Annotated in this window: 23 protein-coding genes; 16 read left to right on the plus strand and 7 right to left on the minus strand. The window is 63.2% G+C overall.

The window, feature by feature from the left end:
* From ACLGGT_RS13970 to ACLGGT_RS13990, 5 genes are read right to left on the minus strand one after another with little or no spacing between them, the layout of a single operon-like run.
* Positions 1 to 798 (minus strand): phytanoyl-CoA dioxygenase family protein, encoded by a 798-nt coding sequence (locus tag ACLGGT_RS13970; RefSeq protein WP_422002042.1) that lies wholly within the window; start codon positions 796 to 798, stop codon positions 1 to 3.
* Positions 791 to 2170, minus strand: coding sequence for an aminotransferase (locus ACLGGT_RS13975; RefSeq protein ID WP_081508234.1), 1380 nt, complete (start codon positions 2168 to 2170; stop codon positions 791 to 793). Before ACLGGT_RS13975 ends, ACLGGT_RS13970 begins: the two co-directional genes overlap by 8 nt.
* Positions 2171 to 2187: 17 nt before the next feature.
* Entirely contained in the window at positions 2188 to 3360 is a 1173-nt protein-coding gene (locus ACLGGT_RS13980) for an aminomethyltransferase family protein (RefSeq protein ID WP_081508235.1), read from the minus strand.
* A complete protein-coding gene (locus ACLGGT_RS13985; RefSeq protein WP_437196586.1) occupies positions 3357 to 4916 on the minus strand; it encodes a phytoene desaturase family protein in 1560 nt (519 codons plus the stop codon). The genes ACLGGT_RS13980 and ACLGGT_RS13985 overlap by 4 nt, the downstream gene beginning before the upstream one ends.
* Positions 4913 to 6550, minus strand: coding sequence for a phytoene desaturase family protein (locus tag ACLGGT_RS13990; RefSeq protein ID WP_437196588.1), 1638 nt, complete (start codon positions 6548 to 6550; stop codon positions 4913 to 4915). The genes ACLGGT_RS13985 and ACLGGT_RS13990 overlap by 4 nt, the downstream gene beginning before the upstream one ends.
* A 138-nt stretch (positions 6551 to 6688) precedes the next feature.
* On the opposite strand from ACLGGT_RS13990, the gene ACLGGT_RS13995 reads away from it, so the two are divergent.
* Positions 6689 to 7330, plus strand: coding sequence for a TetR family transcriptional regulator C-terminal domain-containing protein (locus ACLGGT_RS13995; RefSeq protein WP_437196590.1), 642 nt, complete (start codon positions 6689 to 6691; stop codon positions 7328 to 7330).
* Between the two features lie 9 nt (positions 7331 to 7339).
* On the opposite strand, the gene ACLGGT_RS14000 is transcribed toward ACLGGT_RS13995, so the two are convergent.
* The gene (locus ACLGGT_RS14000; protein WP_437196592.1) at positions 7340 to 8098 is read right to left on the minus strand and encodes a cupin domain-containing protein; all 759 of its coding nucleotides are present in this window, start codon (positions 8096 to 8098) and stop codon (positions 7340 to 7342) included.
* A 420-nt stretch (positions 8099 to 8518) separates the two neighbouring features.
* On the opposite strand from ACLGGT_RS14000, the gene ACLGGT_RS14005 reads away from it, so the two are divergent.
* The 12 genes from ACLGGT_RS14005 (at position 8519) to ACLGGT_RS14060 (ending at position 18896) form a co-directional block, all read left to right on the plus strand.
* A complete protein-coding gene (locus tag ACLGGT_RS14005; RefSeq protein WP_437196594.1) occupies positions 8519 to 9484 on the plus strand; it encodes an ABC transporter substrate-binding protein in 966 nt (321 codons plus the stop codon).
* A 71-nt stretch (positions 9485 to 9555) separates the two neighbouring features.
* Positions 9556 to 10491, plus strand: coding sequence for an ABC transporter permease (locus ACLGGT_RS14010; RefSeq protein WP_008280283.1), 936 nt, complete (start codon positions 9556 to 9558; stop codon positions 10489 to 10491).
* Complete coding sequence (locus tag ACLGGT_RS14015) at positions 10488 to 11288, plus strand: ABC transporter permease (protein ID WP_008280284.1); 801 nt, start codon at positions 10488 to 10490, stop codon at positions 11286 to 11288. Before ACLGGT_RS14010 ends, ACLGGT_RS14015 begins: the two co-directional genes overlap by 4 nt.
* Positions 11289 to 11301: 13 nt before the next feature.
* Complete coding sequence (locus ACLGGT_RS14020) at positions 11302 to 12405, plus strand: ABC transporter ATP-binding protein (protein WP_437196597.1); 1104 nt, start codon at positions 11302 to 11304, stop codon at positions 12403 to 12405.
* Positions 12406 to 12452: 47 nt separating this feature from the next.
* Positions 12453 to 13151: a TetR family transcriptional regulator C-terminal domain-containing protein gene (locus tag ACLGGT_RS14025; RefSeq protein WP_437196599.1), complete on the plus strand. Its 699-nt coding sequence runs from the start codon at positions 12453 to 12455 to the stop codon at positions 13149 to 13151.
* On the plus strand, positions 13148 to 15214 hold the full coding sequence (locus ACLGGT_RS14030) for an FAD-dependent oxidoreductase (RefSeq protein ID WP_437196601.1): 2067 nt from the start codon (positions 13148 to 13150) through the stop codon (positions 15212 to 15214). Before ACLGGT_RS14025 ends, ACLGGT_RS14030 begins: the two co-directional genes overlap by 4 nt.
* Positions 15215 to 15234: 20 nt before the next feature.
* Positions 15235 to 15717, plus strand: a complete 483-nt coding sequence (locus tag ACLGGT_RS14035; RefSeq protein ID WP_219435528.1) for a hypothetical protein — start codon at positions 15235 to 15237, stop codon at positions 15715 to 15717.
* Positions 15718 to 16120: 403 nt separating this feature from the next.
* Complete coding sequence (locus tag ACLGGT_RS14040; protein WP_375553917.1) at positions 16121 to 16561, plus strand: hypothetical protein; 441 nt, start codon at positions 16121 to 16123, stop codon at positions 16559 to 16561.
* Positions 16558 to 17235 carry a MotA/TolQ/ExbB proton channel family protein gene (locus ACLGGT_RS14045; RefSeq protein WP_254700118.1) on the plus strand — a complete coding sequence of 226 codons (678 nt, stop codon included), beginning with the start codon at positions 16558 to 16560 and terminating at the stop codon, positions 17233 to 17235. The genes ACLGGT_RS14040 and ACLGGT_RS14045 overlap by 4 nt, the downstream gene beginning before the upstream one ends.
* Positions 17228 to 17605 carry an ExbD/TolR family protein gene (locus ACLGGT_RS14050; protein WP_437196603.1) on the plus strand — a complete coding sequence of 126 codons (378 nt, stop codon included), beginning with the start codon at positions 17228 to 17230 and terminating at the stop codon, positions 17603 to 17605. The genes ACLGGT_RS14045 and ACLGGT_RS14050 overlap by 8 nt, the downstream gene beginning before the upstream one ends.
* Positions 17602 to 17982, plus strand: coding sequence for an ExbD/TolR family protein (locus ACLGGT_RS14055; RefSeq protein WP_219435524.1), 381 nt, complete (start codon positions 17602 to 17604; stop codon positions 17980 to 17982). The genes ACLGGT_RS14050 and ACLGGT_RS14055 overlap by 4 nt, the downstream gene beginning before the upstream one ends.
* Positions 17979 to 18896 (plus strand): TonB family protein, encoded by a 918-nt coding sequence (locus ACLGGT_RS14060; RefSeq protein ID WP_437196604.1) that lies wholly within the window; start codon positions 17979 to 17981, stop codon positions 18894 to 18896. Before ACLGGT_RS14055 ends, ACLGGT_RS14060 begins: the two co-directional genes overlap by 4 nt.
* 33 nt (positions 18897 to 18929) lie before the next feature.
* Here ACLGGT_RS14060 and ACLGGT_RS14065 read toward each other — a convergent pair whose 3' ends face one another.
* A complete protein-coding gene (locus ACLGGT_RS14065) occupies positions 18930 to 20675 on the minus strand; it encodes a serine protease (RefSeq protein ID WP_008280294.1) in 1746 nt (581 codons plus the stop codon).
* 188 nt (positions 20676 to 20863) lie between these two features.
* Between ACLGGT_RS14065 and ACLGGT_RS14070 the strand changes: the two genes are divergently transcribed.
* From ACLGGT_RS14070 to glyS, 3 genes are read left to right on the plus strand one after another with little or no spacing between them, the layout of a single operon-like run.
* Positions 20864 to 21793 carry a glycine--tRNA ligase subunit alpha gene (locus ACLGGT_RS14070; protein ID WP_081508251.1) on the plus strand — a complete coding sequence of 310 codons (930 nt, stop codon included), beginning with the start codon at positions 20864 to 20866 and terminating at the stop codon, positions 21791 to 21793.
* On the plus strand, positions 21793 to 22317 hold the full coding sequence (locus ACLGGT_RS14075) for a DUF6446 family protein (protein WP_437196607.1): 525 nt from the start codon (positions 21793 to 21795) through the stop codon (positions 22315 to 22317). Before ACLGGT_RS14070 ends, ACLGGT_RS14075 begins: the two co-directional genes overlap by 1 nt.
* A gap of 3 nt (positions 22318 to 22320) precedes the next feature.
* Entirely contained in the window at positions 22321 to 24600 is a 2280-nt protein-coding gene (gene glyS / locus ACLGGT_RS14080) for a glycine--tRNA ligase subunit beta (RefSeq protein ID WP_437196609.1), read from the plus strand.
* Positions 24601 to 24621: the final 21 nt, after the last annotated feature.

Here is a 24621-nt window from a genome sequence, read left to right on the forward strand (position 1 = left end):
TCAGGCGTCGAACCAATAGCCATCTGGATCGCCGGGATAGACGCCCAGATTGCGGCCGTGGCCCTGATAGCCCAACAAGCGGCGCACGTCATCGGGATAGGCATCGGCCTTGGATTTCGGCACTGAGAGATACATGTTTTCCTCTTGCCGGAGCCAGCCCAGCGAATAGGTGGTAATCAACCCCTTGCGCGGCGCAGCGGCGCGGTTGGCCCCACCTGCATGCACCGTGGCCCCAAGGTAGAACAGCACCGAGCCGCGCGGCATCACGGCTTGGGTGATCTGGTCGTCGGTGATGCTGTTGATCGGGCGCAGATCCTGCGAGCCGGGGACAACCCGCGTCGCGCCATTCTCGGCGGTGAAATCGTCGAGCGCCCACATCGCGGAAATCTGGAATTCCACACCGGGAATGCGGATCGGATAGAAATCATCGTCGCGGTGCAGCACCTGCGCTTTTTCGCCCGGCAGGATTTCGATCGCGGTCGAAGACCCGATGCGATAGGTGACACAGTGACGTTTCAGCACCCGGTCAGCCACCTCCATCACCAGCGGATGCGCCAGAATATCCGCCGCCGCCTCGGAAATCTTGAGGATACTGCCCAAACGCCGGGTCTTGTAGCCGTTGAAATCATTGGCAAACTTGTGCCCTTGCTGATCGAACGGGCCGCGCAGATCACTGGTGACCCGGTCAAGCAAGTTTGAGCCTGCCACGTTTTCAACCACCACGCCGCCGTCTTGCAGCAGACGCTTGGCCACCGTGCCCGGATCGGTATCCGCCTTGAGGCGCGCGATCTCAACCATCGTATTCGGCGCTGAGTTGGGTCAGCCCCGCCTCCATGATATCGAACATTTCATCTATCTCCTCTGTGGTGATGATCAGCGGCGGCGAGAACACCGCCATATTGCCATAAGGCCGCAACAAAAGGCCGCGCGCCTCGCAGGCGGCATCGAGTTTGGCCCCGAATTGCAGGTGTTTGGCATAGCTTTCGTCGCTAAGGTCGGGCCGACATTCGAGACAGCCCAAAAGGCCCATGCCGCGCGCGTCGCCCACGATGTCAAACCTCTCGCCGATGGCGCGCAACCGCGCCTGAAACTGCGGGGTGATGCGGCGGACATGCGCCAGAAGATCCTCGCGCTCGATGATCTCGATATTCTTGAGGGCGGCGGCGCAGGCCACGGGGTGCCCGCAATAGGTATAGCCGTTGTAGAACACATCATCGCCCTCGACCCCGGCCAAACGCTCCATCAGCGCATCGGACAGGATGCAGGCCCCAAGCGGCACATAGCCCGAGGTAAGACCCTTGGCGCAGGTGATGATATCGGGGGTGAACCCGAACACATCCTGAGAGGCGAACCAATGGCCAAGCCTGCCAAAGCCGGTCACAACCTCGTCCGAGATATAGAGGATGTCGTGCTTGCGGCATATCTCGTGGGTGCGTTGGTGATAGCCGGGGGGCGGTACGACAACGCCACCGGAACACAGGATCGGTTCGGCGATAAAGGCGGCGATGCGCTCGGGGCCAACCTCGGCGATCATCTGCTCGAACTCGGCGATTTTGAGATCACCCCAATCCGCCACGCTCATCCCTGCGGGGCGGCGGTAGGGGTTCACATCGGGCAAGAACCGCACCAGATCATCGGCCTTGTCGAACCTTGTCTTGAAGCGTTCCTTGCCGGTCACGGTTGCCGCCAGATAGGTCGAGCCGTGATAGGCCTTTTCGCGCGAGAGCACGATTTTCTTGTCGGGCCGACCTAGCCGGTTGTTGAGAAATTGCACGACCCGGATGGCGGTATCGACAGCGGTCGAGCCGCCGGTAGTGAAATGCACGGTGTTGAGGTCGCCGGGGGTCAGCTCGGCCAGTTTGCGCGCCAGAAGGGCGGCGGGTTCGGTGGTAAAGGACCAAGGCGAAGCATAGGGCATCGCCATGGCCTGCGCCGCAATCGCCTCGGCCATCTCGGCCCGGCCATACCCGATCTGCACGCACCACATGCCCCCCGGCCCGTCGATATGGCGCTTGCCCGTACTGTCCCAGATATGGATGCCCTGCGCGGTGTTGACCCGCAAGAGATCAGATTTGCGCCAGTCGCGGATGCCGGTCCAGGGGTGCAGGTTATGCGTGCGATCCCAGAGGGTCAGATCATCGGGGGCAGGGGTGTTTGCATGTGTGTTCATGTCATCTCCGTCGGAATTCAGGTGTTGCCGGGCGGGGTGGCGCGGGCGCGGGGCGGGCGGAAGAAGGCAGATTTGACCGGCGTCAGCCGTGCCATGCGGCGATCCCATTGCCCTTCTTCCAGCGTGTAAATCTCGGCCCAGAGATTGCTCGGGTGCTGCGCCGCCATAGGCATCCGCACATGCGCAAGGGCGATATTGCGCTTGGCCGTGGGGGACCAGACACCCGAGGTGACATGCCCCACCTCGCGCCGCTTGGCGTGATAGACCAGCGCGCCCTGCGCCGGTTTGAACCCCTCGACATCGAGCCGCATCAAGAGGCTGCGGGGTTTGGCAGCCAAAAGTGCGCGGCGGCCGTTGAAATGCCCTTTGGTGAGATCGACCATCGGGCCAAGGCCCAATTCTATCGGGGTGTGCCCCCGGTGCAGACGTTCCGTGGCATGGGCGGGCTGAAAATCGACGCCCGCGACCATGAACCCCGCCTCGATCCGGGCGATATTCACCGCCTCATAGCCGATGGCGCGCAGGCCAAGGTTTTCACCCGCCTGCCACAGCCGGTCCCAGAGGGGCAGGGCATCGCCCCACGCCGTCCAAAGCTCATATCCCAAGTCGCCGGTGAACCCGGTGCGCGAGATCATCAGCCCCGGTTCCACCCCGGCCAGATCAAAGGGGCGCAGATGCCCCACATCCAGCCCGGCCGCGCGCAGCACTGCATAGGCGGTCGGCCCTTGCAGGGCCAGCCCGGCAATCTTGCGGCTTTCGTCAAGAATATCCACGTCAAAGCCCCAGGCCGCATCCAAGAGCCATGTCAGCATCGGTTCCTGACAGCAGAGCCGCCAATCCTCCGCCCCAAGGTGAAAGAGCGTGCCATCGTCGATCACCATCCCCTCTTCATCGCACCAGATCGCATAACCAACCCGGTGCAGGGGGATCTTGGTCACATCGCGGGTGACAAGGCGGTTGAGAACGCGCGCCGCATCCGGCCCGGTGATGCGGTATTTATGCAAGGGTGAGACGTCAAAGAGCGCGGCTTGGTTGCGCAGGGCGAAATATTCGAACTCCACCGTATCGAGCAGGCTTGGTGCGGCGTATCCGGCCCAGCCATACCAGCCCTGCGCCCGGTTGAGCGGCGCGAGGCGGGGATGCACCGGCCCGTCGATCAGGCCCAGCTTGGGATCAGTGGCGATGCTCATGGCGCGCCTCGTAGGGCTGCGTGCGCCGCGTTGCGCCCCGCCAGCCCCATCAGATCGCCGCCGGGATGGGCGGAGGCCCCGCAGAGAAAAAGCCCCGATGGACCCATCCCATAACGCCCGATGCCGATGGCGGGGCGCAGGGCAAGAAGCTGATCAAGGCTCATCTCTGCATGGTGCCAATGCCCGCCCGGTGCGCCGGTCTCGGCCTCGATCTGATCGGGCGGGATCACCTCTGCACCGGTCACAAGGTCGGACAGGCCGGGGGCGTAGCGGGTAAGCGTGTTGAACGTGGTCTGGAGCAAGGCATCGCGCGCGGGGTCATCCCAGCCCCCCGCCAAATCGACCGGCGCATAGTTCACAATGAGCGAGAGAGCATGGCCTTGCGCGCCCCGTTGTGCAGGGTCTGTCTGACCAGGCAACAGCGCCTCGATCACCGGATGGGGCGAGGTTTCGCGGTATTTCGACGGGTTGAACGCCTCTTCGACGTAAGATGCGGAGGGCGCAATCACGAGGCGGGCCGAGAGCAGATCATCAGGCAGGCCGGGGATGGTGGGCAGGGCGTCAAGGGTCAGGTTGATCTTGGCCACCGTGCCGCGCGCGCGGATGTGGCGCAGACGGCGCGTGGCTTCGATGTCGAAATGCGCGAGCCCGGCCATCTCTGCGGTCATGCGCGCGCCGCCGCTGCTCAGCACGCGGGTGGTATGGAGTGTCTCGCCCCGGTCGGTGATCACGCCGGTCACGCGGTCCTGATCGGTCAGGATACGCGCCACACCGCAGCCCGTCTTGATCACCGCCCCAGCCCGCCCGGCCGCCCCGGCAAAGGCGTCGATCACCGCCGTCATGCCGCCCATGGGCAGGCTGGCACCGCCGCCATGCCCCATGCGGTAAAGCAGGCCAAAGACCGTGCCGGGCGCGCGTGGCCCCGCCGCAGCCCCGCGCACCGCATCCGCCGCCAAAAGGCCCGCAAGCGGGCCGTCGGGGATGTCATCAAGGATAAGATCATAGGCATTCGACAGCAGGATTTGCAGGAACCGCCGCATCTCGGGCTTGCCCATGCGGCGCAGGCCAAGGCCGACCCGGCCCAGTCGCAACACCTCTTTCAGCCGTGCCGAGGAGAGGATCGGCGCATCGCCCCCCGGCGGGGCTGCTTCGGCCAGATGTCGCAAGAGCGCGGCATAGGCGGTCAGGCGTTCGTGCAGCGCCGCAAAAGCCGCCGCATCGGGATGGGGGCTGCCATCGACAAAGCGCGCGATTGCGCCCTGCGTGACCACATGGCGGCCATCCTCGGACAGCGCCACCGTGGGCAAGGCCGCAGTTTCGAACGGCCAATCGCGGGCACCCAAGCCCAGATCGCGGCGCACCACGGGGCTGAGGTTATAAAGCAGGTGCGCCATGCGCGGCGCGCCGCTGGCACCGGGGGCGGCCATGCCGCCCAGATGCGCTGCACGTTCTAGCAGGCACACAGATTGCCCCGCCCGCGCCAGCACGCCCGCGGCCACCAGACCATTCAGCCCGCCGCCGATCACGATGCTGTCAAAGGTGCGGATGGCGCTCATGCGGCATAGCCCTTGCGCGGGGCGCGGGGCCATTCGCGGCGCAGGATCGCGCGGGCGGCATTGGCCCCCGGCGCCGCCATCACCCCGCCGCCCGGATGCGCGGACGAGCCACAAAGATAAAGCCCCCTGATGGGCGAGCCATAGCCGGAATAGCCGGGCACGGGCCGGTTGAAGAAAAGCTGATCAAAGGTCAACTCACCCTGAAAGATATTGCCCTCGGTCAGCCCCACCTCTGTCTCTAATTCGAGCGGCGAGCGGATCTCCATATGCTGAATGCGGTCGCGGATATCCGGGCAGGCGATGCTGATCTGATCCAGCACCGTCTCGGCCAGCGCGTGCCGTGCGGTATCTGTCCAGTTCTGGCCGCTGCGCTGGCCATCTGCCACCAGGTCATAGGGCGCGTATTGCACAAAGACCGTCATCATATGGCTGCCGGGCGGGGCCATGGTCGGGTCGATCTGGCTGGGGATCAGCATGTCGATATAGGGGCGCGCGGACCAGCGCCCGGCCTTCCAGTCATCATAGGCGCGCTCCAACTCCCAAAGGCTTTGGGACACATGCAGATCACCGCGCAGGAAGCTGGCATTTGCGTGCGCGGCGGGAAAGGCGGGCAGGCGGTCAAGCGCGATATTGAGCTTGGCAGAAGACCCCCGGATCTTGAATCGCTCTACCGCGCGGGTGAAGTCCTCGGGCAGGGCGGCGCGATCGACATGGCGCAGAAACGTGCATTTCACATCCATGTTCGACGCCACGACCGGCGCGTGGAACTCGCGCCCATCCTCCAGCGCCACGCCGGTCACGCGGCCCTCTTTGACAAGGATTTGCGCCACGCCTGCGCCAATATGAATGGTGCCGCCCGCCGCCTCAAAGGCCGCACCAAGGGCGTTGGAAATCGCCCCCATGCCCCCCCGGGCAAAGCCCCAGGCTCCGATGCCGCCGTCAATATCGCCCATGTAATGATGCAAGAGCACATAGGCGGTGCCCGGAGAATAGACCCCGAGCCCCGTGCCGATGATGCCCGAGCCTGCCAGATGCGCCTTGATCAGATCGCTCTCGAAATGCTCGTCCAGTAGATCGCCGATCGACATGGTCCAAAAGCGCAGGGTTTCAGCCAATTCGCGCCGCCCCAGCCCATGCGCCCGTTTCACCATATAGGCCATCTCGCCCAGATCACGGGGATGAAGCGAGGCGGGATCAGGGGCATCGCGCAACAGGAACGGGCGGATGAACCGGCATTGCCGCATGATCATCTGTGCATAGCGCGGATAGGCATCGGCATCGCGGGGCGAATGGCGGGCCATTTCGCGCTGCAAGGCGTCGTGATCCGAGTAATAGGCGAAATAATCGCCGTCTGGCGTGAAACTCGCCCCGCCCTCATAGGGGATCACCTGAAGGCCGTATTTCGGCAGGTCGAGATCGCGCACAATCTCGCGCCGCAAGAGCGAGCAGACATACGAGCAGTTGGAATAGGTCCATCCGTCGTGCAGCGACCGGCTGACCGCTGCGCCGCCGATCCAGTCGTTCTTTTCCACCACCAGCACCTGACGCCCGGCGCGCGCGAGATAAGCGGCAGCGGTAAGGCCATTATGGCCCGCGCCGATGATGATGGCATCAAATGAGGATTGGGGTCGCATGGCATTGCTCCTGTGATCATCCTAGCCAAAGCGGATTTTCTCGTAAAGTTTTTTTGAGCGCTCAAATAAATAAATTTGGGCTGACGTGCCGCGCGGCCTGTGGCATGGATGGAAAAACCACCGCACAAAGGGGCAAATGTGACCGACGCGACGCCCAGAAAACCGCGAAAAGAGCGCAAGGAGAATGCCGAACGCCGCCGCAGGCAGCTTCTGGATGCGGCGCGGCGGTCGATCCTGACGCATGGTCTGGCCAAGACCACGCTGGCGACGGTGGCGGATGAGGCGGGGTTATCGCAGGGCGTGGCGGTGTTCTATTTCACCTCCAAAAGCGGGCTGCTCACGGAAACCCTGCGCGATCTCTATGAAGGCTATGAAAATCTCTGGATGCGCGCCTTGGAACAGACCGGCGATGCCCCGCTCGACCGATTGATGGCGCTGCTGGATGCGGATTTCAGCGCCGAGGCCTGTGGCCCCGATGTGCTGCCGCTGTGGTTCGCCTTTTGGGGCGAATTGCGTTTCACCGGGCACTATGCCGAGGTCGCGGCCGAGTTCGATGCACGGCGGCATAGGGCGCTCTCGGGCATCTGGGCGGCGCTCTTGCCCGAAAGCTGTCGCAGCGATGCGGATCAAATGGCCGAATGGATGGAATCGCTGACCGATGGCTATTGGCAGCGCCTGCATCTGGCGCCCGAGAGCCATGATCGCATGCACGCCTTGGCGGCGAGCAAGCTCTGTCTGTCGCGGCTGGTGCCGGAGCTGCTGCCTGCGCCGCCTGCGTAATGGATCGTGTCAGCCGTCGGGGCGGTTCTCGGGATCAAGGGCTGCGTAGAATTTGCGCAGGTAGCTGGGCACATGCCAGATGCAGGGCGTGCCTGCAGGGATAAAGAACACATCTCCGGCGGTGAAATGATGCCGTGTGCCATCTGCCTCGGTCAGATACACCTCGCCCTCCAGAACCTGCGCCATTTCGTGATAGGGGAACGGCTCTAATTCAGTGTTCAGCACCTGCGTATCCCAAAGGCCGACATCGAAATTGCCAAGGTCATTGCTAAAGAGGATGCGGTCGCGCTGGGGCGTGCTGGTGTCTTCCATCAATTCGGCATCGGTCAGCGTCATTTCGGGCGAGAGCGTGGTCAAGCCGCCCTCTGCCGTCAGGTCCTGCGGCGCTGCGGCGCGAGGATCGTTGTAGGTCATGAAGAATTTTCTGACAGACCCGTCTTGGTGCCAACTGACCGGGATGCCGTTGCGAATTGCCGCGCATTGCCCCGCCTTGGCCCCCACGCCCACGCCCGTGCCAGCGCCATCGCGCAGGCCAAACGCGCCCTCGAGCATGACGATGAACTCATCCCCGGGGAAGGGACCGAACGCCTCTTGCATCGGGGCCGATTGCCAGACGCCCACGTTAAGACCAAGTGCCGGATCGGCAAAATAGATATGCAGGTTCTGCGCCTCTGGCGGGGTGTCAAACTCTGCCGGATCAACGGCGACGGGCGTCAACCCGTCTGGCCCATTGGCATGCAGGCGGATGATTCCGGTGTTGTCGCGCATTCCTTGTCTCCCTCGAAATAGGCGGCCGCGCCGCTTGATCCTTGATCACTCCGGGTCTGCCCGACACTCCCGGTCGGGGCAGGTCGAGCAAAACGCTTGACTCGATTCCCCAATGGCTGAAATGATTGAATGACCATTCAATGACATGCCCGAGCGACGGAAAATGTCAACAGCCCTGAGCTATGGCGCATGAACCATAACGATTGTGTGACGGGGCCCATCCCATAGGTGGGTCCGCGCCAACAGGGGAGACTGGGACCACATGGATATTCTGGACCAATTGGGTGCTGTGCGCGAAGGCAAGTTAAGTCGGCGGAAATTCACCAAGGGCCTTTTGGCGGCAGGGGTGGCGATGACAACGGTGCCGTTGCCCGCGCGCCGGGCCATGGCCTCTGAGGGTGAGCAGGCCACCTATTTCACATGGGGGGCTATGACATCCCCGAACTGTTTGGCCCCTATCAGGAGCAAAACGGCACCCTGCCGAATTTCGCCATTTTCGGCGGCTCGGAAGAGGCGCTGACCAAGATGCGGGGCGGGTTCGTGGTGGATGTATCGCACCCTTGCAACCAGTCGATGCCGCGCTGGGTGCAGACGGGGCTATTCCAGCCGATTGACACCGCGCGTGTCGCCAATTGGGGCGATGTGATCCCTGAATTGGTCGATCTGCCCGGCAATGGTGCCGAGGCGGGCAAGGTCTGGATGGCGCCCTTTGATTGGGGTCAGACCTCGATCACCTATCGCACTGATCTGGTGGAGTTGGAGGGCGAGGAAAGCTGGGACATCCTGTGGGACCCGCGCTATGCTGGGCGGTTGGGGTCGCTGGCCTCGGGCGGGGATGCGTGGTGGTGCGGGGCGATCAAGGCTGGCATTGATTTCGCCAATATCGACACACCCGAAGCCTTTGACAAAATCGCCGCCGTGATGCGCGAACAGCGCCCGCTGATGCGCCTTTATACCGATGATACGACCACGCTCGAACAGGCGCTTTCCGCTGGCGAGATGGTGGCCTCGATGACGTGGAACAGTTCGGCGGTGCTGCTGCAGGCCGAGGGCATCCCTGTCAAATTCGCGCGGCCCAAAGAGGGCGCGCTGACATGGGTCTGCGGCGTGATGATCCACAAGGACGCGCCCAATCTTGACCGCGCCTATGACGTGATCGATTCCCTGCTCAGCGTCGAAACCGGCCATTTCATGATCAACGACTGGGGGTACGGCCATTCCAACAGCAAGGCGTTCGACCAGTTCGAGGAAGAGACGCTGGCCGGGCTGGGCCTGAGCAAAAACCCGGTCGAAATCCTGAATGCGGGGCATTTCCAGCAGCCGCAGACGCAGGAATGGGAAACCCAGATGAACGAGCTCTTCGAGCAGATCAAGGCCGGGTTCTGACCCTGCCCGCACCGCCCGTCCGCCCCGGCGGGCGGGCCTCTTGATCCAGCCCCTGAGGAGTGCGCGCAGGAATGGCCGAAACCTCTTTGCCCAAAAGCCGGACAGCGGACAGGCCCCCTCGCGCCTCTGGGTCGCGCATTCTGCGCCTGTTCCAACGCAGCGAAAGCGCGCGTGGCTATCTGATGATGGGCCCCACGCTCGCGATCATGACCTTTGGCATCGTGGTGCCTTTTGTCATTCTGTTGGTAATCAGCCTCTGGACGCGGCAAGGCTTTGGCTTTGACACCACGCTCACGCTCAACAACTATATCCGAAGCTGGAATGAGCCGATTTACGGCACGTTGATGTTACGGTCGTTCTGGATGTCGGGCCTGGCCACGGTGGCTACGGTGCTGCTTTGCTATCCCATGGCCTATTTCGTGGCTTTTCATGTCCACAGAAATAAGATGCTGTGGATCATCCTGATGACTCTGCCATTCTGGACAAGCTATCTGCTGCGGGTTTTCGCGTGGAAGGTGATCCTTGGCTACGAAGGTGTCATTAACTCGGGGCTGATGTCGGTGGGGCTCATTGAGGCACCGCTCAGTTTCCTGCTTTATAGCCCCACGGCGGTCATCATCACGCTGGCCCATGCCTGGGCGGCCTTTGCGATTCTGCCGCTCTATGTGTCGCTGGAAAAGATCGACCGCTCTCTTTTGGAAGCCGCGACCGATCTGGGCGACGGGCCGATGGCGCGATTTTTCCGCGTGACGCTGCCTTTGTCGATGCCGGGGGTGATCGCGGCCTCGTTCCTGATCTTTATCCCGACCACTGGCGATTACATCACGCCCGCGCTTTTGGGTGGGCCGGATGGGGCGATGATCGGCAATCTTATCCAGTTGCAATTCGGCGCGGTCAACAATTGGCCGATGGGGGCCACCCTGTCGATTGTCCTGATGTTCTGGATTGCGGCGCTGGCGCTGGTGTTTCTGCTTGTCACACGCAAAGTGCAGGGGCGCATTACATGAGCAGCTATATCAAGCGCCCGAACCGCGCGCTGCAACTCTACGCGGTGCTGTTTTTGATCGTGCTCTATGTGCCGGTGCTGTTCATCCCGCTCTTCAGTTTTAACGACTCGATCTATGTCCGCTTCCCGCTTCAGGGCTTTACCCTGCAATGGTACGGCGAGCTTTGGACGCGCGAGCCGGTGTGGAATGCGCTTTGGAACAGCGTCAAAGTGGGGCTGGTGGTTTCGGTCATCTCGACCGTGCTGGGGGTGATGGCGGCCCGCGCGATCACCCGCACGCGGATGCGGGGCAAGGGCGCGCTTGTGACCTTCATCATGATGCCGCTGGTCATTCCGGGGATCATTTTCGGCGTGGCGCTTCTGGTGCTGCTCAGCCGGATGGGCGTGCCGCTCTCGCTTTATACGGTGGGTCTGGGGCATCTCATTATCTGCCTGCCCTTTGCCGTGGCCACGCTCTTGCCGCGCTTCGAGGGCTTTGATCCGTCGATGGAAGAGGCCTCGGCTGATCTGGGGGAAAACGGCTGGTGGACCTTTTGGCGCGTGACCTTTCCGATGGTCCTGCCGGGCATCGTGGCAAGCCTGCTGCTCACCTTCACGATCTCGTTTGACGAATTCATCATGGCGTTTTTTCTGACCGGCACCGATCCGACGTTGCCGATGTATATCTGGGGGCAACTGCGCTTTCCCAAGGAATTTCCATCGGTGCTGGCAATGGCCGCGCTGATCCTGTTCGTGTCTTTCGCCCTTGTCTTTGTCGCCCAATGGATCGGGCGCAAGGGGCTGGAGGATCAAGAGTGAAGGCCGCCCAACGATGACCCCCTCGGACCGTTTCATTTCTATCCGCAATGTCAGCAAGCGCTTTGGGGCCTTTACCGCCATCGAAGAGGTGTCGATGGACATCGCGCAGGGCGAGTTCTTTTCCCTGCTTGGGGCCTCGGGCTGTGGCAAGACCACGCTTTTGCGGATGCTGGCGGGGTTCGAATCCACCTCGAATGGCGAGATTTTCATTGACGACCAACCGATGTCGGACGTGCCACCGCATCATCGCCCGGTCAATATGGTGTTTCAGAGCTATGCGATTTTCCCGCATCTCAACGTGCGTGACAATATCGCTTACGGTCTGCGCAAACAAAAGCTGACCGCTGCCCGCCGTGCCGAAATGGTCGAGGAAATGCTCGATCTGATCAAGCTGCCGGGCTATGGCAGCCGCAAGGCCAATGAGTTGTCGGGCGGTCAGCGCCAACGCATCGCCTTGGCGCGCGCCTTGATCCTGCGACCCAAGGTGCTGTTGCTCGACGAACCTTTGGGGGCGCTCGACAAACAATTGCGCGAGCAGATGCAGCTTGAGTTGCGCGCGCTGCAACGACAGGTCGGCATCACCTTTGTGTTTGTCACCCATGATCAGGAAGAGGCGCTGACCCTGTCGGATCGGATCGCGGTCATGTCCGGGGGCAAGGTGTTGCAGGTCGACACGCCTGCGGGTCTCTACGAGGCACCAAGAACGCGCGCCGTCGCAAGTTTTATCGGCAATATGAATTTCTTTCACGGCACGGTGCGGCGCAATGGCTCTGCCATGGCCGCGATCGAGGCCGAGGGGCTGGGCACCATCCCCATGGCCACGGCGCAGCTTACCAAACCTGACGGCGCGCCTGTGCATATCGGCCTCAGGCCCGAGAAATTCAGCCTCTCGCCAACGCGGCCCGAGGCGGGGCTGGCGGTTGAGGGGCGCTTGCGCACGGCGGCCTATATGGGGGAGCGCAGCCAGTATTACCTGAGCATTCCCGGCAAGGCAGAGCCGGTCGCGGTCTCTGCCCCGAACACCGATCGACGGATGGGGGCCGATGATCTGCCCGAGGGTCAGGCGCTCTGGCTCTCGTGGTCACCAGAGGCCATTGTCATTCTCGATACCGAATAATCAAAGGAGAGGGGCGCGTCACGCCACGGCGGCGACCCGGAAACAGAATGCAGCAGATCGCACCACCCCCAACCCGCGACACCGGCAAGCCCCGCCGCACCGAGCCCAAGCAGGTCCGGCGCAGGCAATTGATCGAGGCCACCATCGATTCCATTGCCCAATACGGCATCGCGGGCACCACCATGTCTACCGTCACGGAAATTGCCGGGCTGTCGCTCGGACTCGCCAACTTTCATTTCCAGAGCAAGCAGAACCTGCTGGAAGAAACCCTTAAGTTTCTGGCGCGCGAACACCATGACCATTGGCGTCGTGCCTATGGCGATGCGGGGCTGAGCGCGCGCGACAAACTGATGGCGATTGTCGACTCGCATTTCGATCCAAAGATTTGCACGCAAAGAAAGCTGGCGGTCTGGTATGCCTATTTTGGCGAAGGGGGGCGGCGTACGGTCTATCGCGCGCTGGTGGATGCCCTTGATAACGAACGCTTTGACCTGTCGAAACGCCTCTGCCGCGATATCGCGCGCGAGACCGGGTATTCCGGCCCGTCAGCCGATACCATCGCGCACACGCTCGAGGGGCTCTACGATGGGCTTTGGCTCAATATCCTCATGTATCCCGACACTTTTGATCGCGATGCGGCCCGCGCCAAGGTGCAGGCCTATCTGGCCATGGCCTTTCCCCGGCATTTCGACATGCCGCAGGATGAGACCGCTGATCAATCAATCAGAACAGAGCGTTGCGAATGAGCCGGGACCCAAGCCATGACATCCTGTTCGAGCCGGTACGCATCGGTCCTGTGACAGCCCCCAACCGGTTCTATCAGGTGCCGCATTGCACCGGCATGGGCTGGATGCGCCCGCGCACGCTTGCGGCCATGCGGGGCGTCAAGGCCGAGGGCGGCTGGGGCGTGGTCTGCACCGAGTATAACTCCATTCACCCCACATCGGATGACCTGCCGCATCCGTCCGCCTCGCTCTGGGACATGAGCGATGTGCGCGCCCATACCCTGATGACCGAGGCGGTGCATGCCCATGGATCGCTGGCTGGGGCAGAGCTCTGGTATGGCGGGGCGCGCACGCCCAACATGATGACACGGCTGCCGCCGATGGATCTGGGGTCGGTGCCCAATCTTGCGGGACACCCCTATCAGACCCGCGCCATGGACAAATCCGATATCCGGCAGTTTCGCCACTGGCATAAACGCGCCGCGCTGCGCGCCCGCGATGCAGGGTTTGACATCGTCTATGTCTATGCCACGCATGGCTATCTGATCTCAAACTTCCTCAACCCGCGCATCAACACGCGGGGTGATGAATATGGCGGCAGCCTTGAAAACCGGGTGCGTCTGGTGCGCGAGTTGATCGCGGACACCAAGGATGCGGTTGGCGACCGCTGTGCCGTGGCGGTGCGGTTCTCGGCGGATGAAGAGGGGGGCAGCGACGGGCATCCGGTCTGGGGTGAGCGGCGCGACATGTTCGCGATGCTGGCCGAATTGCCTGATCTCTGGGATATCAACATCGCGGATTATTCGCTGGAAATGGGCGTCTCGCGCTTCGTCAAGGAGGGCGCGCTGGAACCCTATATGACATGGGTGAAATCGGTCACGACCAAGCCCGTCGTGACCGTGGGCCGCTTCACCTCGCCCGATACGATGGCGGCCCAGGTCAGGCGCGGCATCGTGGATTTCATCGGCGCGGCCCGTCCCTCGATTGCCGATCCCTTTTTGCCGCGCAAGATCGAGGAGGGGCGGTTGTCGGCGATCCGCGAATGTATCGGCTGCAATATCTGCTATTCCGGCGACAGTCTGGGCGTGCCCATCCGCTGCACGCAAAACCCGACCATGGGCGAGGAATGGCGGCGCGGCTGGCATCCTGAACGTATCGCGCCGCAGGGCAGTGCCGCCCATGTGCTGATCGTCGGCGCCGGACCAGCGGGGCTTGAGGCGGCGCGCGCCTTGGGCGCACGCGGCTATCGCGTGACACTGGCCGAGGCCACGCGTGATCTGGGCGGGCGCGTTCTGCGCGAGGCGGGCTTGCCGGGGCTGCGTGAATATATCCGCGTGCGCGACTACCGCGAGCAAGCCTTGCGCGACATGCCCAATGTCGAGATTTTCCGCGAAAGCCGCCTGACGGCGCAGGATGTGCTGGATGTGGGCGCGGATCACGTGGCCATCGCCACCGGCGCGCAGTGGCGCAAGGATGTGTTCGACGGCGAAGTCTTTCAGCCCGTAGCCGAAGGCGCGGCAGACGCGCATATCCTGACCCCCGATGATATAATGGCGGGCCGATTGCCGGATGGGCCGACCGTGGTCTATGATGGCGACGGCTATTACATGGGGGGTGTTCTGGCCGAGCGTCTGCGCATGGCGGGGCTTGAGGTGACACTTGCCACGCCCGATGACAGCCTGTCGCGCTGGGCAGGCAATACCGCAGAACGCTGGCGGGTGCGCCGCCATTTGCAGGGCCTTGGCGTCAGGTTTGAACCGGCGCGCGAGATTGCGGGGTTTGACGGGCGTGCGGTGGTTTTGCCCTGCGCCTATGGCGGGGCGGAGTTGACCGTTGCCGCCTCTCATCTCGTGATGGTCAGCGCGCGGCGACCCGAGGATGGGCTGTATCACGACCTATGTGCCATGGCCGGTCCGCTGCCCTTTACCCTTACACGCATCGGCGATTGCGAGGCGCCGGCGATTATCGCGGCGGCGGTCCATGCCGGGCATCGCTACGCACAGGAACTGGACGCGCCGGTTGATCCCGACCTGCCGCTAAAACACGACCGAATCGACGTGGGCGCGCCCGGTGGGGCCGCCTAGACGACAGGAGAACAGCCGATATGACCGAACCGGATCACGCCTATCTTGCCAAGCTCTTGCTCTATTACGAAGAGGAGATTGAGGGCGAAGCCTATTTTGACGCGCTCGCCCGCCGCTTTCCCGAGCCTGCGCAGCGCAAGCGCCTGAGGCTTTTGGCCGAGGTTGAACGCCACGCCGCCCAAGGCGTCGCCCCACTCATCGCGCATTATGATCTAACCCCCCGGTCGGTCGAGAGCCTAACCCTGAGCGGCCATGAACAGGCGCGCCGCGCGCCGGGCACTTGGGCGGGGCTTCTGGACGAGATGAACCGCACCTATCCTGCCTATCTCGCAGCGTTCGAGGCGCTCGAGGCGATGGGGCCAGAGGCGGATCAAACCCGTCTGCGGTTCTTGACCGAACATGAGGTGGCCGCGCTCGACTATCTCGCGCTGGAAAATGCAGGCGCGCCGCAGTCCTACGCGCCGCTTGAGCGCTACCTTGCGTCCTCCCCGGTGCCCGCATGAGGGCAGGCGCGCTGCTTGTGGCTCTGATCTGCGCGGCCTTTAGCCTTGGCGCGCAAGAGGCACCCGTCGTCGCGTCGCCACAGGAGTGCGATACCTGTCAGGCCCGGCACCGGGCTTTGCAATCGCTCCAATCGGCAGGTGTCGGGGCTGGGCGGCAGGAAGAGGTAAACACTACTCAACCCGCTGCTTCCGTCTCAACCGGGGCAGGGCCGCAAGCGGTGACGCCCGCCAAACCGTGACGCAAAGACCGGCGTTACGACAAACTTGACTCTTTCAGTCAACTCAGTCAAAACCGGGTCAATCCCTGCGCTCTACCGGCGCGGGCCATCTCTCACCCCGTGCCAGCCCCGCGCCAGCCATGCGGTTTCCAGCCCCGTCTGATGATCGGGGAAAGGAGCTTTTCATGCTGGCATTCCACCGCCCTGCGTTTTGTTGTGCCCTGGCGTTCTTGGGCGCGGCGACCATGGCCCAAGCGGATCAGACCGCTGCCGCCTCGGCGCTTACCCTCACGCTCAACAGCCTGCACACCACCGAGACAGGCGGCTGCCGCCTGAGTTTCGTGCTGCAAAACGATCTGGGTGTCGCGCTCGACAGTCTCAAGGCCGAAGCAGTGCTCTTTGATGCGACGGGGCAGGTGGCAACGCTCACGCTTTTTGATTTTGGCGCGCTGCCCGAGGGGCGCCCGCGCGTGCGCCAGTTCGATCTGGCGGGGCAGGGCTGCGACGCCATCGGGGGGGTGCTGATCAATGGCATCGGCACCTGCGAAGGCGCGGGGCTTGCCCCGGATGTCTGCCTCGGCGCGCTCCACCTTGCGAGCGAGACCGACATCGAGGTGACAGGATGAGCGGGATAGCGGCCATGATCGACAGGCTGAACGGGCTGATTGCCATGGGCGGGCCGGTGATCGCGATGATCGCCGTGCTTTCTGTCGGCACGCTTGCGGTCATTCTTTACAAACTCTGGCAATTTCGCGCTTCGGGGGTGGGGCGGCATCATGCGCTGCGTGCCGCAGTGACCGATTGGGATCACGGCGAGACCGCCGCCGCACATCGCAGACTTGCCACATCACGCAGCTATCTGGCCCCGGTCATCGCCCGCGCTTTTGCCGTAGACCCGCGCGATACCGTCGCCACACGGCGGTTGATGGCCGAGGCCGAAGCCCGTTTTGCCCGGCTCGAACGCGGCTTTCGCTTTCTCGACACCGTGGCACAGGTGGCCCCGCTGCTGGGGCTTTTCGGCACGGTTCTGGGCATGATCGAGGCGTTTCAGGCGCTGCAATCCGCCGGATCACAGGTTGATCCGTCGCTCCTCGCAGGGGGCATCTGGGTGGCGCTTTTGACCACAGCGGCGGGGCTTGCCGTGGCGATGCCCGCCTCGGTCGTGCTGTCGTGGTTCGAATCGCGCATGGCCGAGGAACGTGCGCTCGCCGATCATGCGCTCAGCATGGTTCTGGGCCCAGATGGGCAGGAGGCGCGACAAGCGATACCAGAGGGCCGGGCGGTGCCCGCATGTGCGTAAGTCCGGGTTCCAGCGCCGCAAACTGTCGCTCACCTCGCTTATCGACGTGATTTTTCTGCTGCTGCTTTTCTTCATGCTATCCTCGACCTTTTCACAATTCTCAGAGGTGGCTCTGGCCACGGCGGGGCAGGGGCAAGCGCCCTCCGAGGCGCAACCGATCTTTCTGCAACTGCGGACCACGGATCTGAGCGTGAATGCGCGCGCCGTGCCACTTGCCGCTCTGGCCGAGGCGCTGCGCCCTCTGATGTCAGACGAGACGCAGGTTTTGGTCAGCGCCAGCGCTGATGTCACGGCACAGCGGCTGACCGACCTGCTGGTGACCCTGCGCGCCATCCCCGGCCTCTCGGTGCAGGTTTTGGTGCCGTCATGAAAACCGACCGCACCCGCCGCGAACCCACGATTGCCCTGATCAACATCATTTTCCTGATGCTGATTTTCTTCATGGCCGCCGCCACGCTTGCCCCGCCGCTTGCGCAAGATCTGCGGCTGGTGCGCACCGCCGAGTTGGAGGGCACCGCGCCACCTGATGCGCTGGTGGTTCACGCCGATGGGCGGCTGACCTATCGCGGCGCGCCCGTGTCGGATGCCGCCAGCCATGTCGCAACCTTGCCCGAAACGGCCCGCGGCACCCTGCGCCTTGTGCCCGATGCCGCGCTGCCCGCACCGGATCTTCTGCGATTGGGCGAGGCGCTACGCCGGGCGGGGGCAGGGCGGGTGGTGATGATCACCGAACGGGGGCTGCCATGATCCGGGGGTCGCGTTTTGTGCTGTCGGTTTGTGCGGTCACGGCGCTTGGCCTGCATGGGGCGGGGTTCTGGGTTTCGCACAGCCCGGCAGGGCCAGAGATCGAGGGGGGGGCCGGGGCGTCTGAGGTCGTGTTGGGGTCAAGCTTTGCGGATCTGGTTGCCGGCGCGGCACAGCCAGTGTCCGACACCCCCGTAACCCCGAGTGTGACGGCGGCAGAGGTTCTGCGCCCGACCAAGCCCGATGGCACCGAGGCTCAGGCGGTTCGTCCTCAAAAGGTTCAAGCGGTGGCCAAGGCCAGTGAGGCCCTCCAATTGCCGGTGGTTCCATCAGCACCGGCGGTGACAGCCGCCACACCGGCCACCCCAGCCACGAAGGATCCAGCCCCCGCACCTGCGTCACAGCCCAGTGTCGCCCAGCCTAAGGCTGAAACTGGCCTTGAGATATCCAAGCGCCCCAAGGCGCGGCCCACCCAACTCACCGCCACGGCCACGCCCCGTGCCGCGCCAAAGCCAGACCGCAAGACCGCGGCGCGGGCGACGTCCGGCAGCAATGCCGACCAGACCGCCACACGCGGCAGCATGACCGGCCATGAGACCGCCACCGCCGCCACCGAAGGGCGACCCAAAGATCACCAAAGCAAGACGCCCGGCACCGCCGCCACGAGCAACTATCCCGGTCAGGTCATGCGCCATCTCGCGCGTGTGCCACGCCCCCGCGCTGATACGCGGGGTGTGGCGCTGGTGCAGTTCTCGATTTCTGAGGGGGGGCGTCTGGCATCGGTCCGCGTCGCGCGATCGTCCGGGTCGACCCGGCTTGACCGGGCCGCGCTGACTGTGGTCGAGCGCGCAGCACCTTTTCCCGCGCCTCCGGCGGGCGCGCAGCGCAGCTTTTCCGTGCAGATCAAGGGGGAATAGGGCGGGGCGATGCGGCCCCGCCTCAGGTTTCGTCTAGTCCCAGCAACTGACCAAAACGGTCATCTCACCAGCGCGATCCGTCAGTGCCTCGGCCGGGATGCGGTCTTGATCCGAGGTCACGCGCGGGGTGATGCCCCCCTGCGTCAGCACCGCTTGCAGCGCGCCATTGGTGGCGGCAAAGCTGACCTCGTCGGGCAGGGTGCGGCCATCTTGCGCCCGTGCCAGCAACATGCCCAACACCGCACCGCCGGTATCTAGCACCGGACCGCCCGCATCCCCCTCAAGCGCGCTCAGGGCCAGCCGTTTGAGATGCGCCTCGCCATTCAGCCCCTGCAACTCGGCCAATTGGCCGAAGGTAACTGTGGGGGCACCCAAAAGACCGCCATAAGAATAGCCAGAAACCGCCACATCGCTTAGCAAGCGGGGCGTCACCTCTTGAAAGGCTGCAACCCGCACCGGTGCAAGCGGCTGACGCGGGCGCAGGATCGCCACGCCAAGATCCGCATCGCTCAGCACCACATCGGCCTCATAGGCTTCGTCAATCGTGATCCGCCCACAGTTCGCCACGGCCTCGGCGGTGGTCAGCACGGCGCCGCTGGCATCCACGTAAAAACCCGACCGCGCCTGCTTGGGCTTGCGGATTTCCAACCCTGAAATCAGGTCAATATCCTGTGCCCCGCTGCCCTCGGCGGGATCAAGCGTGCCGGGCAGCCATTCGAAACTGTCCTGCATCCGCCCCAAAAGACGGCTGCGCCTTGCCTCGTCACCGGCGGGCCAGATCAGCGTAAAGCCCTTGATCGCACCGTCGCGCAACCAGACCTGAGTATGCGAGATTTGCAACGCCCCTTCGCCGATCAGCGTGAAACGATCACCATCAAGGCTGCGCGGCCCACTCTCGGGTACGATTTCCAGCGTTTGCATGATGTCATACAGCCCCGCCAGCGTGGCACGGTCGCCCGATTGGCTGATCAATAGAAGCCGCGCGTCGATATCGCCGGTGGCGTTGAAATGCGCGAAAGGCGGCTCGTAGCGGTCAAAGCCCAGCACGGCGGTGGGCAATTCCATGGCGATGCCGGTGGCATTATCGCGCACCACCTCTAGGCCAAGCCCGTCAAACACCGCGTTGAATTGACGAAACAACTCTGCCCGCTGCCGGGTGGTCAACACGCCGGTTGCCTCAAAGCCGTTTTGCGCCTGCCACCGCGCCATGGCGGCACGGGTGCCTTGGCCAAAGGCCGCGTCGATAGCCCCGTCATAGACCCCGGCCCATGTCATCGCCTCTTGCAAGGCGGCGCGCGCGTCGCGGTCAAGCAGGCTCTCGCTTTCGCGCGCCTCGCGAAGGGTCTCGTCGGCGGGCTCGGGGATGGGCGCGGGGGCCGGGTCTGCCGCCACAACGGGGGGGCTATCGGGGGCCGCAATGGCCGGGGCGGCGGGACCCTCCAGCAGATTGGCCCCGATGGGCCAGAATTGTTGTTGATAATCGCTGCTTTCAGCGATGTAGCTGTCTCGCGCGATCACCCCCTCGGCGCGGTAGACCTGAAGCACACGCTCCGCCTCTTCGCGCCGGTAGGGTCCAAGGGCGATGGCATACCAACCGCGCCCCAAGGCAAATCCGTTCACATCCGCCAAAGTCGCGGCATAGCGGCGCGCGGCGTCCTGTGCTGCGTTCAGGCTGGGCTGCGCTTCGACCTGGACCCAGACAACCGGCTCCTCTTGCGCACGCGCCGCAGGCAGCGCCATGAAAACCGCAAAAATGAACCCCAGTAAGATACGCGCCATAAGTTTCCCTAAATTCTGTCTTGATAACGGTCGTTGCGACCTTTTTGGCGTTTTATCAAAATTGCCGGGCGATGCACTCGAAAACTTCGGGGTTTGTGCAGGGGCATTGGGGGCCAAACGCCCGATTGACCCTGCCCCGCACCCGGCCTAGGTAGGGGCGGCAAATCAGGGCAGCATTGGGGTCAGGCATGAGCGACACGACCGGCAAACCGCGCAGCTTTCAGGAAATCATCCTGAGATTGCAGAGCTATTGGGCCGCACAAGGCTGTGCCATGATGCAGCCCTATGACATGGAGGTGGGGGCCGGCACCTTTCACCCTGCCACCACGCTGCGTTCTTTGGGATCAAAACCCTGGGCTGCGGCCTATGTGCAGCCCTCGCGCCGCCCCACCGATGGCCGCTATGGCGAAAACCCCAACCGCCTTCAGCATTATTACCAGTATCAGGTGCTGATCAAACCCAGCCCGCCCGATATGCAAGACCTCTACCTTGGCAGCCTGCGCGCCATCGGCATCGACATGGCGCTGCATGATATCCGCTTTGTCGAGGATGACTGGGAAAGCCCCACGCTCGGCGCTTGGGGTCTGGGATGGGAGGTGTGGTGCGACGGGATGGAAGTGTCGCAATTCACCTATTTCCAACAGGTCGGCGGGCATGACTGCGCGCCGGTCTCTGGCGAGTTGACCTATGGTCTGGAACGTTTGGCGATGTATGTGCTGGGCATTGATCATGTGATGGACATGCCCTTCAACGATCCTGCCGCGCCAATTCCATTGAAATATGGCGATGTCTTTCGCCAGACCGAGGAAGAATACAGCCGCTGGAATTTCGACGTGGCCAACACGGAGGTGCTCTTGCGCCACTTTGAAGAGGCCGAGGCCGAATGTCAGGCCATCCTCGCGCAAGAGGCGGTGGACCCCAAGACCGGCAAGCGGATCATCATGGCGCATCCCGCCTATGACCAATGCATCAAGGCCAGTCATCTCTTCAACCTGCTCGATGCGCGCGGGGTCATTTCCGTGACCGAGCGGCAGGCCTATATCGGCCGGGTGCGGGCGCTGGCGAAACAATGCGCCGATGCCTTCGTGCAGACAGAGGCAGGGGGGCAGGTGGCATAATGGGCAAGATATTGGCGGGGGCGATCTTGATTTCGGCATTGGTGGCCGGTGCGGCCATGTATTATCTGCAAGTCTATCACTTCTACGAAGAGGTGGCGGCGGATGGCACGAATGATGTTGTCCTGACCTCTCTGGTCACGGGCGCGCCGGAACCGGTGCTCTACGACAACTTCACCGCCATTGACGCCAACAGCAGCCCGATCCGCTATCGCGCCTGTTTCACCACCGCGATGAGCCATGCCATGCTGACCGAGACCTATGAGCTATATGAGCGGGCAGAGCCGCTGACCGCGCCCGACTGGTTCGACTGCTTCGATGCGCAGGCCATCGGCCTTGCGCTGGAAGAGGGGCGCGCGCTGGCCTTTCTGGGCCAGCGGGATGTGATTTACGGCGTCGACCGCGTGGTGGCCATCACCGAGGACGGGCGCGGCTATGCCTGGCACCAGATCAACCGCTGCGGCGAGGTGGTGTTTGACGGACAGCCCGCGCCCGATGATTGCCCCGAACCGCCCCAAGGATACTAAGCCATGCCTGACCTCTTGATCGAACTCTTCTCCGAGGAAATCCCGGCTCGCATGCAGTCCAAGGCGGCGGATGATCTGCGCGCGCGCCTGACCGAGGCGCTGGTTGAGGCAGGGCTGACCTATGCGGGGGCGGCGGCGTTTTCCACGCCCCGGCGGCTGGCGCTGACAGTGCAGGGGCTCAGCGGCCAAAGCCCGACCACCCGCGAAGAACGCAAAGGCCCGCGCGTCGATGCGCCCGAACAGGCGATCGAGGGCTTCTTGCGCGGCGCGGGGCTGACGCGCGACGATCTGGAAATCCGCGACGAGAAAAAAGGCCAGGTCTATTTCGCCACGATCACTAAGCCCGGACGCGCGGCGGCCGAGATTGTGGCCGAGGAACTTGATAAGATCATCCGCAATTTCCCTTGGCCCAAGTCGATGCGTTGGGGGGCGGGGTCTTTGCGTTGGGTGCGCCCGCTTCATTCCATCCTCTGTATCCTGACCGATGAGGCGGGCGAGGTGACGGTCGTTGATCTCGATGTCGACGGCATCCGCGCGGGCAACACGACCGAGGGGCATCGCTTCATGGCGGCAGGGCGCTTTGCGGTGTCCTCTTTTGACGATTACCGCACCAAGCTGCGCCGCGCGCATGTCATTCTCGAGGCCGAAGAGCGGGCCGCGCATATCTGGCAAGAGGCCAGCAATCAGGCCTTTGCATCGGGGCTGGAACTGGTCGAGGACCCTAGCCTTTTGGCCGAGGTGGCGGGGCTGGTGGAATGGCCCGTGGTGCTGATGGGGCGGATTGACGACGCCTTTTTGGGTCTGCCGCCCGAGGTGCTGCAAACCAGCATGCGCGAACATCAAAAGTTCTTCTCGGTGAAAAACCCCAAGACAGGCCGGATCGAACGCTTTGTCACCGTCGCCAATGTCGAGACCGCCGATCAGGGCGTGACCATTCTGGCGGGCAATCAAAAGGTGCTGGCGGCGCGTCTGTCGGATGCCAAATTCTTTTGGGAAAACGACCTGCGCACCGTGCAGGCCGAGGGGTTGGAGGGGATGGGCGCAGGGCTCGCGCATGTCACCTTCCACAACAAGCTGGGATCGCAGGCGGACCGGATCGCCCGTATCGCCGCACTGGCGCGCGAGATTGCGCCGCATGTGGGCGCCGATGCCGATCTGGCGGAACAGGCGGCCAAGGTCGCCAAGGCCGATCTGCAATCCGCCATGGTCGGCGAATTCCCCGAATTGCAGGGGCTGATGGGGCGCTATTACGCGGCGGAGGTGGGGCTGGCCCCCGAGGTGGCGGCCGCCTGCCAAGAGCATTATTCGCCGCTGGGGCCGGGCGACGCCGTGCCAAGCGCGCCGGTATCGGTGGCGGTGGCGCTGGCGGATAAGATCGACACGCTGACGGGGTTCTGGGCGATTGACGAGAAACCGACGGGGAGCAAAGACCCCTACGCGCTCAGACGCGCGGCACTGGGTGTTATCCGGTTGGTGTTGGGGAATGAAAATAAACTGCCTTTGGTCCAATTACTTCGTTTTGCCTGCGACGAAGCAACAACCATCGTGTTTAAAAGTGCAGTTTCAGGCCTTGGGATAGCATACGGTGAGGTTATTTCTTCTCTGTCTCAAAACGCTGATGATATGCCACAGGTTACAGAGTTGATAAGGAAAAGCGCAGAGAGTTTCTCGGGTTTGACGGGAGATGCGAGCGAAGAAGATAAACGTGCAGCATCTGAAACTGTCAAGCGCCTGTTCATTAAGTCAGACGCTACCGCTCAAGAGCTTTTGATATTTTTCCACGACCGCCTCAAGGTCCATCTGCGCGATGAAGGCATCCGCCATGACGTGATTGACGCGTGCCTTGCCATGCCGGGCAATGACGACCTCACGCTTCTCGTCCACCGCGCCCGCGCCCTCAGTGACTTCCTGAAAACCGACGATGGTGAGAACCTGCTGCAGGGCTTCAAACGCGCCAACAATATCCTCACCCAGGCCGAGGAAAAGGATGGGGTGGAATATTCCTATGGCGCGGATGTGAAATTCGCGGAAACCGACGAGGAAAAGGCGCTCTTTGCTGCCCTCGCCACCGCAGAGCCCGCCATTGCCAGCGCCCTCAAAGCCGAGGATTTCGCGCGCGCGATGGGGGCCATGGCGGCGCTGCGCGCGCCCATCGACGCTTTCTTTACCGCCGTGCAGGTCAATGCCGAAAGCCAAGTCATCCGCCGCAACCGCCTCAACCTGCTGAGCAGCATCCGCAATATCTGCCTGCAAGCGGCAGACCTTGGCCGGATCGAGGGCTGATTTCACCCGCCCCGGGCTTGA

Source organism: Roseovarius sp. MS2 (assembly GCF_051447875.1).
GTDB lineage: Bacteria > Pseudomonadota > Alphaproteobacteria > Rhodobacterales > Rhodobacteraceae > Roseovarius > Roseovarius mucosus_A.

Coding starts and splice junctions, on each gene's coding strand:
- ACLGGT_RS14030 (WP_437196601.1), top strand. CDS start 13,148: ATGAGCCGGGACCCAAGCCATGACATCCTGTTCGAGCCGGTACGCATC.
- ACLGGT_RS14040 (WP_375553917.1), top strand. CDS start 16,121: ATGCTGGCATTCCACCGCCCTGCGTTTTGTTGTGCCCTGGCGTTCTTG.
- ACLGGT_RS13980 (WP_081508235.1), bottom strand. CDS start 3,360: ATGAGCATCGCCACTGATCCCAAGCTGGGCCTGATCGACGGGCCGGTG.
- ACLGGT_RS13985 (WP_437196586.1), bottom strand. CDS start 4,916: ATGAGCGCCATCCGCACCTTTGACAGCATCGTGATCGGCGGCGGGCTG.
- ACLGGT_RS14020 (WP_437196597.1), top strand. CDS start 11,302: ATGACCCCCTCGGACCGTTTCATTTCTATCCGCAATGTCAGCAAGCGC.
- ACLGGT_RS14055 (WP_219435524.1), top strand. CDS start 17,602: ATGAAAACCGACCGCACCCGCCGCGAACCCACGATTGCCCTGATCAAC.
- ACLGGT_RS14010 (WP_008280283.1), top strand. CDS start 9,556: ATGGCCGAAACCTCTTTGCCCAAAAGCCGGACAGCGGACAGGCCCCCT.
- ACLGGT_RS14045 (WP_254700118.1), top strand. CDS start 16,558: ATGAGCGGGATAGCGGCCATGATCGACAGGCTGAACGGGCTGATTGCC.
- ACLGGT_RS14075 (WP_437196607.1), top strand. CDS start 21,793: ATGGGCAAGATATTGGCGGGGGCGATCTTGATTTCGGCATTGGTGGCC.
- ACLGGT_RS14060 (WP_437196604.1), top strand. CDS start 17,979: ATGATCCGGGGGTCGCGTTTTGTGCTGTCGGTTTGTGCGGTCACGGCG.
- ACLGGT_RS14005 (WP_437196594.1), top strand. CDS start 8,519: ATGGGGGGCTATGACATCCCCGAACTGTTTGGCCCCTATCAGGAGCAA.
- ACLGGT_RS13970 (WP_422002042.1), bottom strand. CDS start 798: ATGGTTGAGATCGCGCGCCTCAAGGCGGATACCGATCCGGGCACGGTG.
- ACLGGT_RS14035 (WP_219435528.1), top strand. CDS start 15,235: ATGACCGAACCGGATCACGCCTATCTTGCCAAGCTCTTGCTCTATTAC.
- ACLGGT_RS14015 (WP_008280284.1), top strand. CDS start 10,488: ATGAGCAGCTATATCAAGCGCCCGAACCGCGCGCTGCAACTCTACGCG.
- ACLGGT_RS14070 (WP_081508251.1), top strand. CDS start 20,864: ATGAGCGACACGACCGGCAAACCGCGCAGCTTTCAGGAAATCATCCTG.
- ACLGGT_RS13990 (WP_437196588.1), bottom strand. CDS start 6,550: ATGCGACCCCAATCCTCATTTGATGCCATCATCATCGGCGCGGGCCAT.
- ACLGGT_RS13975 (WP_081508234.1), bottom strand. CDS start 2,170: ATGAACACACATGCAAACACCCCTGCCCCCGATGATCTGACCCTCTGG.
- ACLGGT_RS14000 (WP_437196592.1), bottom strand. CDS start 8,098: ATGCGCGACAACACCGGAATCATCCGCCTGCATGCCAATGGGCCAGAC.
- glyS (WP_437196609.1), top strand. CDS start 22,321: ATGCCTGACCTCTTGATCGAACTCTTCTCCGAGGAAATCCCGGCTCGC.
- ACLGGT_RS14065 (WP_008280294.1), bottom strand. CDS start 20,675: ATGGCGCGTATCTTACTGGGGTTCATTTTTGCGGTTTTCATGGCGCTG.
- ACLGGT_RS14025 (WP_437196599.1), top strand. CDS start 12,453: ATGCAGCAGATCGCACCACCCCCAACCCGCGACACCGGCAAGCCCCGC.